We start from the raw sequence: 17,215 nt of genomic DNA on the forward strand, positions 1-17,215 counted from the left end.
ACCAGTCAAATCGGATGCGCTCGCTTATGAAACGCGCTTCACCGGGCCAGTAACTGCATCAACTCGTTTCGTTTGGTGTATGTCGTTGCCCAAATCGGGTTTCCCCTTTTGGGCGACATGCATTAAGTCCAGATTAACCCTGATATCTGTGGCAGGCGGGCTGCCTGTCCAGTGACCAGTACCTCACATCGCTTGTTTTCCCGTGACGCGGGTTCGGGTTAACGTTTCGAATCGTCCTGATTCCGCCAATCTGCCAGAAGGTCAAGCGCCTCTCGCATGATTCGCATGAAAAAAGCGAATCAATTACCCGACTTAGCCCGTTACGCGCCATTTGGACGCGCAACGACGCTTTCTCAATTCACTCGCTTCCAACTAAGCTCGCCCAGCCCTGCCCGAGGAGACGCCAAACCCTTCGATCAGCGCTTCCGTAGCCTGCACATCCTGAAATTGCGCCTGAATTTCGATCAGATGCCGATAGTTTTCGTCTGTGGGATCGGTGGCGAGCGCCGCTTCCGCCTGTTTCAGCTCCTTATGTAAGGTGCGCGCGCTGCGCTGCAAGTGCAGCGCCTGGCTGAAAGCATCGCGGGCATCTTCAAGGGCGGCGGTCTCCAGCGCCGGCCATTGCCGCATCCGCCGGATCAGCCCGACGGCCCGCTCCCAGATCTCGGCGCAGCCGGCGCGTTCGATCGTCGCAATCACCGCCTGCCGGTCATTGGCCATGTCGTGCGCCATCGCGTCGAGAATCGCTCCATGCAGCCGCCTCAGATCGGAGTTGGCGAGATCGAGGAACTCGATATGAGCGAAATTCTCGTCGATCAGCGCCGGATGGTTGACCAATGCGACGATGATCGTCGCCTCGCGCACCGACATCCCTTCGCCGCCGCGTTTGACCAAAGCCGACTGGCCGAGGCTTTCGGTGATCGCCATGCGGCCGCTGCCGGCCTTGGCGAACTGCCCGCCGGGCGCGGCCGTCTTGCCTTGGCCCTGTTTCCAGTCTTGCCGATTTTGCCTGGTGCCGCGCTGCGAGCCGAAGAAGCTCAGCACACGCTCGCGCATCTCCTGCTGGTAGTGGTAGCGCAGGCTTTCGTCGCGGATGCGGCTGGTCAGTTCGCGCAGCGTCTTCTCGAGCTCGGCCCGCCGCTCCGGCGTATCGAAGACGCCGCCCGCCGTCTCACGCATCCATAAAAGGTCGACCAGCGGCCGCGCCTCGGCCAGAACGCGACGAAACGCATCCGGTCCTTCGGCCTTGACCAGATCATCGGGATCCTTGCCTTCCGGCAGCAGCGCGAAGCGCGCCGAGCGCCCGGCCTGCACAGACGGCAGCGCCATGTCGGCGGCCCGCCACGCTGCCTTCAGCCCGGCCTTGTCGCCGTCGAAGCACAGCATCGGCTCCGGCGCCATGCGCCAGAGCAGTTCGAGCTGGTTCTCGGTAAGCGCGGTGCCGAGCGGCGCCACGACGTTCTCGAAGCCGGCCTGCGCCAGTGCGATGACGTCCATATAGCCTTCGACGGCGATGACCGTGCCGCCCTTGGCCAATGCCTTGCGCGCGCGGGCGAAATTATAGAGCACATTGCCCTTGTGGAAGAGCTCGGTGTCAGGCGAGTTCATGTATTTGGCCAGCGCATCGGGCTGCAGCGCGCGGCCGCCAAAGGCGATGATCTTCCCCCTGGAATCCGGGATCGGGAACATGATGCGGTCACGGAACCAGTCATAGGAAACCGGAATGTCGTCGCCGTGGCGCACCAGTCCGCAAGCCTCGATATCGGCCTTCGGCACACCCTTGGCGGCGAGATGCTCCTTCAGCGCATTGCGGCTGTCGGGCGCAAAACCGAGCCGGAACGATTGCTGCGTCGCCGGCGTCAGCCCGCGGTCTCTGAGATAGGCGCGGGCTTTGGCGCCTTCCGGCCCCTGCAGCCGTTCCTGGAAGAAGGCGGTCGCCATCTCCATGACGTCGGTCAGGCTGGCGCGTTCCTTTTCGCGCCGCTCCTCCTGCGCATCGCGAACCGGCATCGGCACGCCGGCCATATCGGCGATCTTTTCGACCGCTTCGGGAAAGCTCATCCCGTCGAGTTCGGTGAGGAACTTGAAATGATCGCCCGAAACCGCACAGCCGAAACAATGGTAGCGGCCCTTTTTATCCTCGCAGTGGAAGGATGGGCTCTTCTCGCCGTGGAACGGACAACAGGCCCAATAGTCGCCGCGCGGTGCGTTGGTTTTCTTCCTGTCCCACGCGACGCGCTGGCCGATAACCGATGAAATCGGCACGCGGTCGCGTATCTCGTCGAGGAAGGCGGGTGGAAAGCGCATCGGGGAACTCGTTTCCCGATTATATAATCATACCCGCGAAATCCGACGACCCTTAATGCGGGCCATACCCGGTTTCCACAGGCAAAAGAGGCGGCCGTTGCGGGCCGCCTCTTTCCAATATCCGCCTGGGGACCGATTAATGCGCGGCAAGCGCGCCGAAAATGACGCCGGAGAGCACACCGACCAACACATAGTCGTTGCCGACGCGGATCCATTCCTGGCCGCGACCGGGACGATGCAGGCCGTAGCGGCCATAGTCGCGGATCGGCTGGTGCTGTCTCCAGCCTGAATATTTATGGCCGTTGCGCCAGTTGTTGCGCTTCACGATGACCTTCTTATGGATGACGCGCTTCTGGACGAAGCGCTTCTTGACATCCCTGTTGGTGGGCTTTTGCCAGTCGACCTGGCTGTAATTCGACTGCGGAGCGTTCGGTGCATTCAGCGGTGCGGCTTGGCCGGTGAGCGACGTAGCGGCCAGCATCGAGAAAGCGAGTGCGGAAAGGACAATGCGTTTCAAAAGAAGTCTCCTTGGTTGTCGATGCCAGAGGAATAGCGGGCCACCGATGAACCGAAGCTGAACGCCTGCATTACAATTGTGTAATGATTTCCTTTATTTACCCAATAGAGCTGAACATAATCGCAAAGGCAGGAGCCGGTCGCGCTGCTAACTCTGCCTATCCGTTGCTTCGAGCCCGCCCCGCAATGCAACCATTTGCGCGTCCGTCCATTTTCCGACACCGCCCGTCGCGCTGCAACGGCCCTTGAAATCGACAAGATTTTATTATCCGGCTAAAATATTCGAGTTATTATAAGTCACCGCCATGAACATGATTCGTACCCTCGTTTTCCCTTCTGATCGCCACGCCAAACAGGACGCGCATCCTGTTTGCATGCGGGGGGCGAAATGAGCGGGTCCGTCGTCCTTCTGCATCTGGCCGGCGCCGTGGCGCTGATGCTGTTTGCCACCCGCATGGTGAAGACCGGCGTTGAACGCGCCTATGGCGACGTGCTGCGCCACCGCCTGCGCGCCACCATGCGCAATCCGATCATGGCGGTGCTGGCCGGCACCGGCCTTGCCATCGCCCTGCAGAGTTCCACAGCCGTCACGCTGCTGGTCGGCTCCTTCGCCGGCTCTGGCATCGTCTCGGGCGCCGCGGGCCAATTGGCAGTGCGCGGCGCCGAGATCGGCTCTGCGCTGGTGGTCAAGCTGCTGACCTTCGACCTCACCTTGCTGGTGCCGCTGTGCCTGATCACCGGCACGGTCATGTTCATGGCCACCGAGCGGCGCGACTGGCGCCAGACCGGCCGCATTCTGGTCGGCATCGGCCTTTTGATCCTGTCGCTGGAGATGATCGGCCAGGCGTCTGAGCCGCTGCGCAACAGCCAGCTCATGCCGGTCATCATCAACTACTTCTCGACCGATTCCATCACCGCCTATCTGCTGGCGGCGCTGATCACCTGGCTGTTCCAATCGAGCATCGCGGCGGTGCTGTTGATGGCGACGCTGGCAGGCCGCGGCCTGATCACGCCCGAACTCGGCGTCGTTCTCATCCTTGGCGTCAACCTCGGCTCCTCGATCATCGCGCCGATGCTGACCCGCTCGTCGAGCCCCGAAGTGCGCGTCGTGCCGATCGGCAACCTCCTGATGCGCGGGCTTGGCTCGCTTGTCATGCTGATCCTGGTCATGATCTTCAGGCCGCACTTCGCCTTTCTCGGTTCGACGGCGGCGGACCAGATCGTCAATGCCCACATCCTGTTCAACGTGCTGATCCTGCTCGCCGGCCTGCCGCTGGCAGGGTTCGTCTACCGCGCTTCGGAGAAGATCGTCGCACTTGGCACCAAGCCGGTGCCGGCCGCCTCGCTTGACGTCGTCGAACTGTCCGCGCTCAACGAAAGCGCGCTCGACGTGCCGAGCCAGGCGCTGGCCAATGCCACCCGCGAGGTGGTGCGGGTCTGCGAGACGATCGAGATCATGCTCAAGCGCATCATCGAACTCTATGAAAGTGCCGATGCCGACAAGATCAAGGCGCTGGCCGCACTCGACGACCGCGTCGACCGCAAGCACGCCGCGATCAAGCTCTACCTCGCCAAGTTGACCAGGAACCCGCTGACCGAGGACGAAGCGCTGCGCTGCCAGGAACTGATCGGCGCCTGCGTCAAGCTCGAGCAGGTCGGCGACATCATCGTGCGCAACATGCTGGTGCATGTGAAGAAGAAATTCGAGCGCGGGTTGGAATTCACCGACGAGGGCTGGGCCGAGCTGTGCGCCTTCCATGGCTCGGTGCTGGCCAATGCGCGGCTTGCCTTCAATGTGCTGGTGTCGCGCGATCCCGAGACTGCCCGCCAGTTGGTGCTGGAAAAGGACCAGCTGCGTGACCGCGAGAAGGAAACCAGCGCCAGCCATTTCGTGCGGCTGCGCGACGGCACCGCCAAAAGCGTCGAGACCAGTTCGATTCATCTCGATACCATCCGCGACCTGAAGCAGATCAATTCGCTGCTGGCCTCGATGGCTTATCCGGTGCTCGAAGAGCGCGGTCTGCTCACTGGGTCGCGGTTGAAGGCGAGCTGAGAAGCAGCCAATCTCCCCCACAAGGAGGGAGATTGGCGCTTCACCGCCTCGCTCACTGAAGAAAACCTAAACTCGCGACAAAAATTTCTTCATTGCCCGCAAAGCCCATCCGTGGTTTGAGGCCGTTCCAGCTAAGGCCTTGCCATGTCGCTTCCGCTTATAGCCCTGTTCATTGCCGCTTTTGCCTTCGGCACCACCGAATTCGTGATTGCCGGCGTGCTGCCGCAGGTGGCGCAAGGTCTTGGCGTTTCGGTCCCCTCGGCCGGCTACCTCGTCTCCGGCTATGCCGGCGGCATCGCCATCGGCGGCCCGCTGCTGGCGCTCGCCACCAAGTCGCTGTCACGCAAAAGCCTGCTGCTCGGCCTCGCCATCGCCTTCACCATCGGCCAGGCGGCTTGCGCGCTGGCGCCCGACTTCACCTCGATGCTACTGTTGCGCATTGCCGTGGCGGTCGCGCATGGCGCCTATTTCGGCGTCGCCATGGTCGTCGCCGTCGGTCTCGTGCGCGAGGACCAGCGCGGCATGGCTGTCGCCGTCATCCTGTCCGGCCTCACCGTCTCCAACGTCATCGGCGTGCCGGCCGGCACCGCGATCGGCAACATCTGGGGCTGGCGTGCCACCTTCTGGGTGATGTGCGCGCTCGGCGTGGCGGCAACGCTTGCCATGGCAGCCCTGTTGCCGCGCACCACCGGATCGTCGGTCAGGCCCGCCGGTTTTGCCCGCGAGGTCCGTGTGCTGGCCCGCCAGCAGGTCTGGACCTCGCTGATCCTGATGTTGATGCTGATGATCGGCCAGTTCGGCCTGTTCACCTACATCACCCCGACACTGCTGGAGGTCACCGGGCTCGACGAGAACCTGGTGCCGTGGGTGCTGCTGCTCAACGGCGTCGGTGCCACCCTGGGAGTCTTCCTCGGCGGCAAGCTCTCCGACTGGAAGCTAATGCCGTCATTGATCACCATGCTGGCCCTGCAGGCGGTGACGCTGGCCGTCATCTACGCCGTCAGCCCCTATCCCCTGCCGATGGTTGTGGCGATCGTCGTCTGGGGCGGCCTCAACTTCGCCATCGGCACACCGATCCAGACCCGCATCCTGGCCTGGACGGCGGACGCCTCGAACCTCGCCTCGTCGCTCATTCCGTCCGGCTTCAATGTCGGCATCGCGCTGGCCGCGTCGTTGGGCGCCGCGATGCTGAACAGCGGCTATGGCTACCGTAGCCTGCCGCTGCTGGGCGCCATCGCCATGCTGGTCGCCGTCGCGGTCGCACTGGCATCTTATGTCTGGGAAGGGCGCAGCAACGCCACGCCGCCGCTGACGGCTCCGGCGGAATAGACCACGATCCGGAAAAGTGGCCGCCGGTTTTCCGAAAAGATCGGATCAACCAAAACACTTCACCCGCGCCAGCGCAGCAGGCGCATGGCGTTGGCGGTGACCAGCACGGTGGCGCCGGTGTCGGCCAGGATCGCCGGCCACAGGCCGGTGATGCCTAGAATGGTGGTGACCAGGAACACCGCTTTCAGCCCGAGCGCCACACTGATGTTTTGGCTGATATTGGCCATCACCGCCCGCGACAGCCTCACCATCCGCACGACGTCCGTGATGCGGCCATGCAGGATTGCCGCATCCGAGGTCTCCAGCGCTACATCGGTGCCGCCGCCCATGGCGATACCGATGTCGGCGGCGGCGAGCGCCGGTGCGTCGTTGATGCCATCGCCGACCTTGGCGACCTTCAGCCCTTCGCGCTGCAATTCGCCGATGATGCGCTGCTTGTCCTGAGGCAACAGCTCCGCCCGCGCCTCGATGCCGAGCGAAGCGGCAATGGCTTGCGCCGTGCGGCGATTGTCGCCGGTCAGCATGATCGTGCGGATGCCTTCGGCCTTCAGCGCCGCAATGCCGACCGCCGCATCCGGTCGCGGCTCGTCACGCATGGCGATCAGCCCTGCCACCACGCCGTCGGCGACCAGCACCGAGACGGTCTTGCCCTGCCCGTTGAGGCTGTCGACGGCAAGGCGCTGCACTTGCGTCATGTCGGCGCGTTCGCCCGCCGCCGGACCGGAGCCGAGGAAGACGGCGACGCCACCGACGCTGCCCTCGACACCTTTGCCCGAGATCGCCTTCGCCGCCAGAGCCGGCGGCACCGGCGCACCATCAGCCTTGGCCCTGTCGAGGATCGCCATGGCCAGCGGATGGCTGGAACCCTGCTCGAGCGCTGCCGCCAGCGCCAGCACGGTGCGTTCATCGCGGCCATAGGCCATGATGTCGGTCACCACGGGCCTGCCCGCGGTCAGCGTGCCTGTCTTGTCGAAGGCCACCGCCGTGATCCGGCCAAACCCTTCCAGCACCGCACCACCTTTCATCAACAGGCCACGCCGCGCGCCGGTCGCAAGGCCAGCGGCGATTGCTGCCGGCGTCGAGATGACGAGCGCGCAGGGGCAACCGATCAGCAGGATCGCCAGGCCCTTGTAGATCCATTCGTTCCAGTCGCCGCCAATGAGCAGCGGCGGCAACAGCGCAACCAGCGCGCCGACCGCCAGCACCGCCGGGGTGTAGTATCTTGAGAAGCGGTCGATGAAGCGTTCAGTCGGCGCCTTGGCTTCCTGCGCCTCCTCCACAAGCCGCACGACCCGAGCGATGGTGTTGTCAGACGCGGCAGCCGTCACGCGAACCCTGAGCACGCCGTCGGTGCTGACGGTACCGGCGAAGACGGGCTCTCCAGTGCCCTTGCGCTTGGGCGTGCTCTCGCCGGTCACCGGCGCCTCGTCGATTTCGCTCGACCCCTCGATGATCTCGCCATCGGCCGGAATGCGGTCGCCCGGCCGCACCAGGATGATGTCGCCGACGCCGAGCTGTTCGGCAGGAACTTCCGATGTGCCGCTCGCGCGTTCGACCAAGGCCGTCTTCGGCACCAGATCGGCAAGTCCCTGGATGCTCGCCCGCGCCCGGCCGGCTGCGACACCTTCCAGAAGTTCACCGATCAGGAACAGCACCACCACGGCGGCGGCTTCTTCCGTAGCCCCGATCATCACGGCGCCTATCGCCGCGATGGTCATCAGCATCTCGATCGAGAACGGCGTGCCGGCCAATGCCGCCATCAGCGCTCGCCGTGCGATCGGCACCAGGCCGACCAGCAGGGCGGCAAGGAAGACCCAGCGCTCGGCCGCAGGAAGAAGATGGCCGATGCCGTAGGCGGCGAGAAGCGCTGCCGCGCAGGCCAGCGTCAGCACAGCACGGCGGGAGCGCCACCACGCCTGCCCCGGCGCCGCATCGCTGTGATCATGATCAGCATGATCATGATCCTTGGCCACTGAAGCACGCCCATCGGCCCCGCCTTCCGCCTTGACGATGCCGTAGCCCAGCCGCGCCACCTGCCGCAGCACCTTGTCGTCGTTGAGCCAACCGCTGTGGCTGACCGTCATGCTGGCGCCGGTCACCGAAACCGAGACATCGGCGACGCCGTCGAGACGACGCACCGCCGTATCGATCTTGGCCGCGCAGGAGGCGCAGTCCATGCCGCCGATCTTGAACCGTGTCTGCCCGATCGTTTCCTGCTTGAGCGGCGTCGTCATCACATTACCTGCCTGTCTTGCCCGCGCGGCGTCGCCGCATGGGTCTTGAATGCTGATGTCAGGCACTATAATTGCTCTAGTCACTAGAGCTTCAAGGGAAAATTTCATGTTTTCGATCGGTGATCTCTCGCGTCGCACCGGGGTCAAGGTGCCGACAATCCGCTATTATGAGCAGATGGGCCTTGTCGCCGCGCCCGAGCGTTCGGAAGGCAACCAGCGCCGCTATTCCAGGCAGGAGCTGGAGCGGTTGGCCTTCATCCGCCACGCCCGCGACCTCGGCTTCGCCGTCGACGACATCCGCTCCCTGATCGACTTGAGCGGCCACCCCGAGCAGCCCTGCGGCCACGCCGACAAGATCGCCGAGGAGCAACTGATCTCGGTGCGGGAAAAGATTGCCCAGTTGAAGCGACTCGAGGCCGAGCTCGAACGCATCGCCACGTGCTGCAATGGCCAGACGGTCGGCGACTGCTACGTCATCCGCGCGCTGTCGGATCATGCGCTGTGCGCCGATGAGCATGGTTGAGACACATCCTACAGCTCGATCCGGAACCGCAAGCTTTCCGCCCCGCCATAGGCGGCGTCCTCGAAGAAGCGTTCGACGAGCTTGCCGCCATGGCCAGGATCACCTTGTGCGAGGCCGGATTGCCCGGCTTGGCGGTGATATCGACGTGAGCCAGGCCGACCGCCCTCGCCTCGTCCAGCATCAGCCGCAGCGCCTCGGTGGCGTAGCCGCGCCGCCGCTTCCACGGCACCACCGAATAGCCGATATGGCCGAGCACATGCGGCGGCAGTCCCGCCGTGCCCTTCTGCCAGCGAAAGCCGATCGAGCCCGACGCCTCGCCATCCCAGATCCAGCGGCGGAAGCCCGGCAGGCGCGGCACTTTTTTGCCGTCGGGCAAGCTGATCGGGCCGCCCTTGGCCTGGGGATTGTCGAGGTCGGCAAGAAAGGCCACGGGATCCTTTTCGATGGCCGCGAGCTGCTCGCGCGTCGCTTCCATCAGCCGCACATTGTCCGGTGACCAGCCGCGCTCGAGCGCCACCTTGTAGGATGGCAGATGTTCAAGCGCGGGTTTGACGATTTCGATCATGGTGCATCGGCGGAGACGCTACGCCGATAAATAGCAGCATTGCCCGGCAAGGCACGGTCCACCAAGGAGCAGCCTCTTACGACAAGGCCGCGTTTCCATCGCTGGAAACGCGGCCCCGATCTTATGTCCTTGGGAGGACTGGAGCTCCGGCGCAGGCGCGCGGGAGTACCCTTATGCGAAGTCAGGCGATGTCGAAGCGGTCGGCGTTCATCACCTTTGTCCATGCCGCCACGAAATCCCTGGCGAATTTCTGGCTTGCATCCGCGGAGCCATAGACCTCGGCAAGCGCACGCAACTGGGCGTGCGAGCCGAAGATCAGATCGGCACGGGTGCCGGTCCACCTGACCGCCTTGGTCTTGCGGTCGCGCGCCTCGTACACCTCTTCCGAACCCGGAACAGAGCCGGCGGCCGGATCCCAGACCGTGTTCATGCTGAGCAGATTGACGAAGAAGTCGTTGGTCAAAGTGCCCGGCCTGTCGGTGAACACGCCGTGCTTCGATCCGCCGGTATTGGCGCCGAGCACGCGCAGACCGCCGACCAGCACCGTCAATTCCGGCGCGGTCAACGCCAGCAACTGCGCCCGGTCGACCAGCATGGCCTCGACCGACATCGGCTGCTTGCCCCTGACGTAATTGCGGAAGCCGTCGACCTTTGGCTCGAGCGCGGCAAAGGAATGCACGTCCGTTTGCTCCTGCGAGGCGTCCATGCGGCCTGGCGTGAACGGCACCTTCACCTCATGGCCTCCGTCCTTCGCGGCTTTCTCGACCGCGGCAACGCCGCCAAGCACAATCAGGTCGGCAAGAGAGACTTTCTTGCTGCCCGCGTTGAACTCCTTCTGAATGGCTTCGAGCTTGGCAAGCACCTTCGACAGTTCCGCCGGCTGGTTGACGTCCCAATCCTTCTGCGGCGCCAGTCGGATACGTGCCCCGTTGGCGCCACCGCGCTTGTCGGAATTGCGGAACGTCGAGGCCGAGGCCCACGCAGTCGAGACCAATTCGGAGACTGAAAGGCCCGATGCCAGGATCTTCGCCTTCAGCGAGGCGATGTCCTGCTCGCTGACCAGCTCGTGGTCGATGGCCGGGATCGGATCCTGCCAGATCAGCTCTTCCTTCGGCACGAGCGGGCCGAGATAGCGGGCGACCGGACCCATGTCGCGATGGGTCAGCTTGTACCAGGCGCGGGCGAAGGCGTCGGCGAATTGCTCCGGATGCTCGTGGAAGCGCCGCGACACCTTTTCGTAGGCAGGATCTACCCGCAGCGCGAGATCGGTGGTCAGCATCGCCGGCGCGCGGCGCTTTGACGGATCGTGCGCATCCGGAACGGTGCCGGCCCCGGCGCCACCCCTTGGCGTCCACTGATGGGCGCCGGCCGGGCTCTTGGTCAGTTCCCAGTCGAAGCCGAACAGATTGTCGAAGAAATTATTGCTCCACTTGGTCGGCGTCGTGGTCCAGGTCACTTCGAGGCCCGAGGTGATGGCGTCGCCGGCAATGCCGGAAGCATGCTTGCTCGACCAGCCGAGGCCTTGCGCCTCGATGATCGAGCCCTCTGGCTCCGCGCCAACCAACGACGCATCGCCGGCACCGTGCGTCTTGCCGAAGGTGTGACCACCGGCGATCAGCGCCACGGTCTCCTCGTCATTCATGGCCATGCGGGCGAAGGTCTCGCGAATGTCGCGGGCCGAGGCCAGCGGATCCGGCGTGCCGTTCGGCCCTTCCGGATTGACGTAGATCAGCCCCATCTGCACGGCGCCGAGATGGCCGCGAAGTTCACGGTCGCCGGAATAGCGCTTGTCGTCGAGCCACTTGGTTTCCGAACCCCAGTCGACGTCCTGCTCGGGCTCCCAGACGTCAGCGCGGCCGCCGGCGAAGCCGAAGGTCTTGAAACCCATCGATTCCAGCGCGACGTTGCCGGTGAGGATCAGAAGGTCGGCCCAGGAAATCTTGCGGCCATATTTCTGCTTGACCGGCCACAGCAGCCGGCGCGCCTTGTCGAGATTGGCATTGTCCGGCCAGCTGTTGAGCGGTGCGAAACGCTGCTGGCCTGCCCCGGCGCCACCACGGCCATCGCCGATGCGGTAGGTGCCGGCACTGTGCCAGGCCATGCGGATGAACAGCGGCCCGTAATGGCCGAAGTCGGCCGGCCACCAATCCTGCGAATCCGTCATCACCTGGTGCAGGTCCTTGATCACCGCATCGAGATCGAGCGACTTGAATTCCTCGGCATAGTCGAACTCTTCGCCCATCGGATCCGAAAGGTTCGATTGCTGATGGAGAACGCCAAGATCGAGTTGGTTGGGCCACCAGTCACGGTTGCTCCTGCTGGAGGATCCGTGTGCAACGGGGCATTTGCCGGCGCTGGGATCATCGGTCTGTGCGTCCATGTTCTTCTCCGATCGTGGCTGTGTTGAGCTGTTCAACTGCTGCGTGACAGGGACATAGAAATGTCCCTGGAGGCGGTCCGTTTCATGGCTGGCGCGATGACCATATGCCCGATACGCGACCGAATATGTTGGATGTCCTGTTGCTGCGGGCATGCGCCTCACCAGGCGGTCCCGGCTGCTCCTCATCTTCGTTGCGACTCGTATAGCAAAGCCGTCTGATTAATTTAAGTTGGATTTCCTGATTACAGCGATAAGATGACATTATGACAAACCTGACGCTGAAGCAGTTGCGTTATTTCGAGGCACTGGCGCGGCACAACCATTTCGGACGCGCGGCGGATGCCTGCGCCATCTCGCAGCCCGCCATCTCGGTGCAGATCCGGGAGTTGGAGGAAACGCTTGGCACGGCGCTTTTCCAAAGAGGCCCACGCCAGGTCCGGCTGACCAATTTCGGCGAGGAATTCGCCTTGCGCGTCCGCGACATCCTGCGCTCGGTGGACGAGCTGACGGATCTGGCCCGCGCCTCGCGCGACCGGCTGGTGGGACGGTTGCGCATCGGCGTGATCCCGACGATCGCACCCTATCTTCTGCCTGCCATCATCGGCAACCTCGCCCGCATGCATGACGGGCTCGATATCCACGTGCGCGAAACGCAGACGCAGAAGCTGATCCAGGAACTGGCCGACGGCCGGCTCGATGCGGCCATCGTTGCCTTGCCGGTGTCGGAACCCTCGCTGACGGAAATCGTGCTGTTTGCCGAGAACTTCGTGCTGGTCCGGCCCGGCGAGGATGAGGGAAAGCCGGTGCCCAACCGCGAAATGCTGCGCGAGATGCGGCTGCTCCTGCTCGAGGAGGGCCATTGTTTTCGCGATCAGGCGCTGTCGTTCTGCAACATGCATTCGGCACGGCCGCGCGAGTTGCTGGACGGCAGCTCGCTGTCGACCCTGGTGCAGATGGTCGGCGCCGGCGTCGGCGTCACCTTGATCCCCGAAATGGCCGTGCCGGTGGAGACGCGCTCCGCGGCAGTCTCTATCGCCCACTTCGCCAATCCCCAACCATCGCGGACGATCGGCATGATCTGGCGCAAGACAAGCCCGATCGCCAAACAGCTGCTGCTTATATCCGAAGTGGTTCGCCAGGCGGCCGAAGCATTGCGCGCGCAGCACAGTTCGGCATCGGTTGCACAGCCTCTGAATCTACCGGCAGCGGCCCAATGAAGGCTGGCTGACCGGATCGTCAGCCTGCCGCGTGGAACCGGATTTCGCCCTTGTTCAGGAAGCAGGTCTTGTCGAACAGCGACAGGTCCAGAGGGTTTGGTAACCGCACGTCGCTGATATCGGGAACCGGCTTCCTCGCCGGATCGTATGAGCGATCGATCTGCGAGATGAAAACGAGGATCAATCCCCTGTCGCGGGCAAAGGCCTTCAGCGTGCGGACTTGCGCCATCAGGTCCGGGTTTTCCCGCTTCTGATCGAGCAGTTGCAGATAGTCTATGACCACCAGCGTACCGCGCGCCGCCGCCGCCAGCGTTCTGACGATGTAGTCGGCGCTGATGGCGTCGGAATTGTCGAACACGAACCGGTCGTTGAACCGTGCAGGGTCCGCCCCGATGGCGCGAAACCGGCCCAGCACATCCCGCTGCGTATACTCCAGCGTGAAGAACACACCGCGATGGCCTGATTTCATGGCTTCGACCGCGAGTTCGAGGCACATCAGCGTCTTGCCGTGGCCGGGTCGTGCACCCACCAGAACAAGATCGCCGGGCGCAAGTTGCGCAAACAGTATGCCGGCAGGCGCCGCCTCGGCTGCCTTGGCTGCAAGCAGACTCCAGCTGGCGAAGCCTTCCTGTGCTGCAACACGATCAAGCGCTTCGTGGAGCGGAATTTTGGCCTCGCGGGACAACAGCTTGGCTTGACGCTTCAGATGGTAAACGGGCGCGGACAGCTTCATTGCAAAACCTCCTGGTGCGAGCAGTTTCCGCAATCCCTCCTTATGCCTGGCGCTCGAACAGTCGGTTCGGTGATGAGAGTGCCCTGCATGAACGATGCTTTCCCGGCGGAGGGAGGAGGCGTGGGCTGCGCCAGAATCAGATGATAGCTCAATCCCTGCGTATCGAAAATCGCAGACATTCAAAGATGCGGGGAGCCCGCTGCAAGCCTCGAGCCAGCATCCCGGCGTAGGAGCATTTGCGCGCGTCGATCTCCTTCATGGCTCTTCGTGCGGACTTGCGGAGGGCACGCGTTAACAAAGGGTGCGCTAAACAAGATGTGTTTCGCCTGATAATGCGAGACCCTTTATGATCGATTCCCGGCGGCAACACCGCAAGGAAACGGCTTTGGCAGGAGTTGATCCGGTGCGGTTGAGATTCGTCCCTCTGGGTATCGTCCCGATCCTCAGCCTCCTCGTCGCCGCCATTGCCTTGACGATGTCGGCTCGATCCTTTGCCGCACCATCTGACGTTCCGGCCTGGCTGCAGGCTCACATCGGCAACAGCGACGGCCAGATCTCACAAATTGTCCTCGAACGAGCCCGCGCGCTTTACCGGAAGAAGGTCGCGCAAGGTGCAGTCAAGAACCCCTGCTACTTCGCCATGGATGCGACGCGCCCCAGCGATCTGGGCGATGGCGTTCTGGGGCGCCGCTATTACGTCATCTGCGAAGCCAGCCAGTCGTTTCGCGCGATTTCGTCGGGTCATGGCAGCGGCCGGGATTTGAAAGGCGTTGTCGATTTTTCGAACAGCAAGCGGTGCGCGAAGAATTTCGGCAATGCGATGGATTCGTCGTTGACGGCCGGCGGCGGCTATATCACCCGCGAGGCAAAAACCTCGTTCAAGGGCTATTACCGCACCGTTGCGAAACAGGACGCGGTTTTCCAGCGCACCTTCATCCAGTTCGACGGCGAAGGCGAGGCCGCGAATGCCAGGCAGCGGGTGATCGGCGGCCATGCCGCCCAGGTGCTGCACGGCCTATGCCTGCGCAAAAACCCGAAAAGTTCGCATGCCGACCATGACGGCTTCGTGCCGTTCGGCAAACTGGTGGACTATGCCGGCGGCCGCAGCAATGGCTGCACCAGCTGGTCGCCGGCGGATGCGCAGCAGATCATCACCATGGTCAAGGACAATCCGACGACGCTCTATATCTACCCGGAATCGCGCGACATCGCCGCGGTCGCAGCCAACCATTCACAGCCGGGCGCCTACTGGAACGCGTCCTGCCTGAAGGAAATCGGCACACCTAAATTCTGGCCGCGAAAGACCCTCGAGCCGATCATCGCCCAATACAGGAAGGATCACCCGGCACCACCGCCGCAGCCGCTGCCGATCTGCGAAGCGTCTTGAAGTCCGCATCGCACCGCCGCGTTGATTAGGACCGTGCCGCTTTATGTTCGGCGGAAAAGGCAAAGTGGCGGAGCGCGCGTGGAGATCGGCCGCCTCATCGAGGCCGGCAAAGTCACCCCCTTCGTGCAAGCCACCTACCCTCTTGGAGAGGTCGCCGAGGCGGAAGAACGGCTGGAAAACGAGCATGTGCGCGGCAGGATCGTATTTGAGGTCGCCGCCTAGCGACGTGGTTGCGTGGATTCCCCCGGACGCAGAGCTGGATCAGGCCGCCGAGCCAATTTTATCAAAAGCTAGCGGCGCGCCGAGGCTGGCGTCCAGCAGGGCGTCAGTCCCGTAAACGGTTGGCGGCATGATCCTGATGCTGCTCTGTCGCGACCTGCCTGGAGTCCAAACCGCGTTCTTTGGAATGCTGTGCCTTGTCGCGATTGGACAGAACCTTGTTTTCTTCGAGCTTGTCCTTTGGCGTTACGGTCATGGCGCCTGTCCCAGAACCCTTTCCCTGCGAACCTGCTCCGATGTGTTTCTTGCTCCCGCGTGCCATGGGCTGCCTCCAATCTATGAGAAATGTTCCAGGATCGGTGCTCATCTAGTCGTCAGGACGGTTTTTGTGATGGACGCTTTCCTGATTTTTGCCGCGAAGGATGTTGCGGTCGTCCGGATCGACGAGGTCCGGTGTGTCGGTTCTCATGTCCGATCCCTTGCGCAGCGCTTCGCGTTCCGCCGCTGATCGTTTCAGATCCGCCTCTGAATCGAAATCCTTGCCGGCGTTCTTTGTGTTTTCCCGCTCTTCAATGATGCGAATTTGTTGATCGTGGGTTTTGCGTCCAGTCATCGCTTCCTCCGGCGTGTTCGTGTTGGCGCTCGAAAGTCACCGGCCACCTCTAAGGTCGGGTCCGAGCCTGCCCTCGTGCTGATAATGGCAAGGTGACGGGATCGTTCCGAAAAGCGTTGAAGACGCTTTTCGCCAGATGGGCTCGGTTCGGCTTAGGCGCTCACGTTGACCGAGGCCGCCGCCCCTCTTCTGAACCATGGCCTCCTTCGAACGTTCGGCGACCACCGGACTGGCGCCGGACGCCTTTCCGTCGCGCTCCAGCTCAGCGCAGGAAATCGACCACAGCCTGGATGAACTCTGCCGGATACTCAATGTTCGACAGATGGACCGCGGGCAGCACGACCAGCTTCGCGCCGGGCACCGCCGCGGCAATCATCTCGCCGTGGCTGGCTGCTGTCACCGTGTCGTGCCGACCGGCGATCACCAGCGTCGGTCGCGGTATCAGTGCTACGGTACGGCGAAGATCGGCGTCGCGAACCGCCGCGAACAGGCCCGCCAGGCCTTGCCGGTCGATAGCCAGCAGCATGGTGCGAAACTCTTCGACCACGGGCTCGTTGGCGGCAACCATCGACGCGGGGAACCAGTTGCTCAGGAACGTCTCGGCGGTTTCCGACATGTCCGGTGCCTGCCGCACCGCGGCAATCCGCTCGTCGAAATAGCTTGCCGGCGAGAGATGAGACGAGGTGTTGCTCAGGATCAGCCGGTCGATCCGCTCGGGCGCGTGGATGCCGAGCCACTGCGCGACGAACCCGCCAAGCGACAGGCCAAGGAAATGTACGCGTTGCAGGTCGAGCGCGTCGAGCAGTTCGATGACGTCGCGGCCAAGCCGGTCGAGCGAGTAGGCGCCGACAGGAACGCTCGATCCGCCATGGCCGCGAAAATCGTAGCGCAGGATACGGAAATGCTTCGACAACTCGCCAACCTGCCTGTCCCACATGTGCAGCGTGGTGCCGATGGAATTCGATAGCACCAGCACCGGCTTGCTTGCCTCGCCGTCGAAGCGGTAGGCGATGCGCGTGCCGTCGCCCGTCGTGACGAAATTCAGCTTGTTCATGATGAAAATTCCTTCTGGAACGTTTGAATGAGGCCAAACGTAGCCGAGGGATAATTTTGTTGATATTACAAAGATGGGACAATCT

Annotated in this window: 14 protein-coding genes and 1 pseudogene; 6 read left to right on the forward strand and 9 right to left on the reverse strand. The window is 63.1% G+C overall.

Features of this window, described 5'->3' with window-relative positions; all coding sequences use genetic code 11:
• Positions 1–372: 372 nt before the first annotated feature.
• Both dnaG and X735_RS159585 read right to left on the reverse strand, forming a co-directional pair.
• Entirely contained in the window at positions 373–2,307 is a 1,935-nt protein-coding gene (gene dnaG / locus X735_RS159590) for a DNA primase (RefSeq protein ID WP_023809669.1), read from the reverse strand.
• A 136-nt stretch (positions 2,308–2,443) separates the two neighbouring features.
• Positions 2,444–2,824: an RcnB family protein gene (locus X735_RS159585; RefSeq protein WP_023809670.1), complete on the reverse strand. Its 381-nt coding sequence runs from the start codon at positions 2,822–2,824 to the stop codon at positions 2,444–2,446.
• 387 nt (positions 2,825–3,211) lie between these two features.
• Here X735_RS159585 and X735_RS159580 point away from each other — a divergent pair, with 387 nt between their 5' ends.
• Both X735_RS159580 and X735_RS159575 read left to right on the forward strand, forming a co-directional pair.
• Positions 3,212–4,876, forward strand: coding sequence for a Na/Pi cotransporter family protein (locus X735_RS159580; protein WP_023809671.1), 1,665 nt, complete (start codon positions 3,212–3,214; stop codon positions 4,874–4,876).
• A gap of 144 nt (positions 4,877–5,020) precedes the next feature.
• A complete protein-coding gene (locus X735_RS159575; RefSeq protein ID WP_023809672.1) occupies positions 5,021–6,205 on the forward strand; it encodes an MFS transporter in 1,185 nt (394 codons plus the stop codon).
• Positions 6,206–6,264: 59 nt separating this feature from the next.
• Here the strand turns inward: X735_RS159575 and X735_RS159570 are convergent, their stop codons facing one another.
• A complete protein-coding gene (locus X735_RS159570; protein ID WP_023809673.1) occupies positions 6,265–8,439 on the reverse strand; it encodes a heavy metal translocating P-type ATPase in 2,175 nt (724 codons plus the stop codon).
• Between the two features lie 106 nt (positions 8,440–8,545).
• Between X735_RS159570 and X735_RS159565 the strand changes: the two genes are divergently transcribed.
• On the forward strand, positions 8,546–8,962 hold the full coding sequence (locus X735_RS159565; protein ID WP_023809674.1) for a helix-turn-helix domain-containing protein: 417 nt from the start codon (positions 8,546–8,548) through the stop codon (positions 8,960–8,962).
• Positions 8,963–8,970: 8 nt separating this feature from the next.
• Here X735_RS159565 and X735_RS01000000165610 read toward each other — a convergent pair.
• Positions 8,971–9,527 (reverse strand): annotated as a pseudogene (locus X735_RS01000000165610) (GNAT family N-acetyltransferase).
• Between the two features lie 181 nt (positions 9,528–9,708).
• The gene (gene katG, locus X735_RS159560) at positions 9,709–11,907 is read right to left on the reverse strand and encodes a catalase/peroxidase HPI (protein ID WP_023809675.1); all 2,199 of its coding nucleotides are present in this window, start codon (positions 11,905–11,907) and stop codon (positions 9,709–9,711) included.
• A gap of 263 nt (positions 11,908–12,170) precedes the next feature.
• Between katG and X735_RS159555 the strand changes: the two genes are divergently transcribed.
• A complete protein-coding gene (locus X735_RS159555; RefSeq protein ID WP_023809676.1) occupies positions 12,171–13,124 on the forward strand; it encodes a hydrogen peroxide-inducible genes activator in 954 nt (317 codons plus the stop codon).
• A gap of 19 nt (positions 13,125–13,143) precedes the next feature.
• Here the strand turns inward: X735_RS159555 and X735_RS159550 are convergent, their stop codons facing one another.
• Positions 13,144–13,857 (reverse strand): DNA helicase, encoded by a 714-nt coding sequence (locus X735_RS159550; protein WP_023809677.1) that lies wholly within the window; start codon positions 13,855–13,857, stop codon positions 13,144–13,146.
• Positions 13,858–14,260: 403 nt separating this feature from the next.
• Between X735_RS159550 and X735_RS159545 the strand changes: the two genes are divergently transcribed.
• The gene (locus tag X735_RS159545) at positions 14,261–15,244 is read left to right on the forward strand and encodes a hypothetical protein (RefSeq protein ID WP_023809678.1); all 984 of its coding nucleotides are present in this window, start codon (positions 14,261–14,263) and stop codon (positions 15,242–15,244) included.
• Positions 15,245–15,322: 78 nt separating this feature from the next.
• Positions 15,323–15,466: a zinc-binding dehydrogenase gene (locus X735_RS1000000167195; RefSeq protein WP_023809679.1), complete on the forward strand. Its 144-nt coding sequence runs from the start codon at positions 15,323–15,325 to the stop codon at positions 15,464–15,466.
• A 103-nt stretch (positions 15,467–15,569) separates the two neighbouring features.
• Here X735_RS1000000167195 and X735_RS159540 read toward each other — a convergent pair whose 3' ends face one another.
• From X735_RS159540 to pcaD, 3 genes are all read right to left on the reverse strand, one after another.
• Complete coding sequence (locus X735_RS159540; protein WP_245273118.1) at positions 15,570–15,719, reverse strand: hypothetical protein; 150 nt, start codon at positions 15,717–15,719, stop codon at positions 15,570–15,572.
• A 111-nt stretch (positions 15,720–15,830) separates the two neighbouring features.
• Positions 15,831–16,076 (reverse strand): hypothetical protein, encoded by a 246-nt coding sequence (locus X735_RS159535; RefSeq protein ID WP_023809680.1) that lies wholly within the window; start codon positions 16,074–16,076, stop codon positions 15,831–15,833.
• A 262-nt stretch (positions 16,077–16,338) separates the two neighbouring features.
• On the reverse strand, positions 16,339–17,130 hold the full coding sequence (gene pcaD / locus X735_RS159530; protein ID WP_023809681.1) for a 3-oxoadipate enol-lactonase: 792 nt from the start codon (positions 17,128–17,130) through the stop codon (positions 16,339–16,341).
• Positions 17,131–17,215: the final 85 nt, after the last annotated feature.

The sequence above is a fragment of the Mesorhizobium sp. L2C084A000 genome (genome assembly GCF_000502875.1).
In the GTDB taxonomy this organism is placed as follows: Bacteria; Pseudomonadota; Alphaproteobacteria; order Rhizobiales; family Rhizobiaceae; genus Mesorhizobium.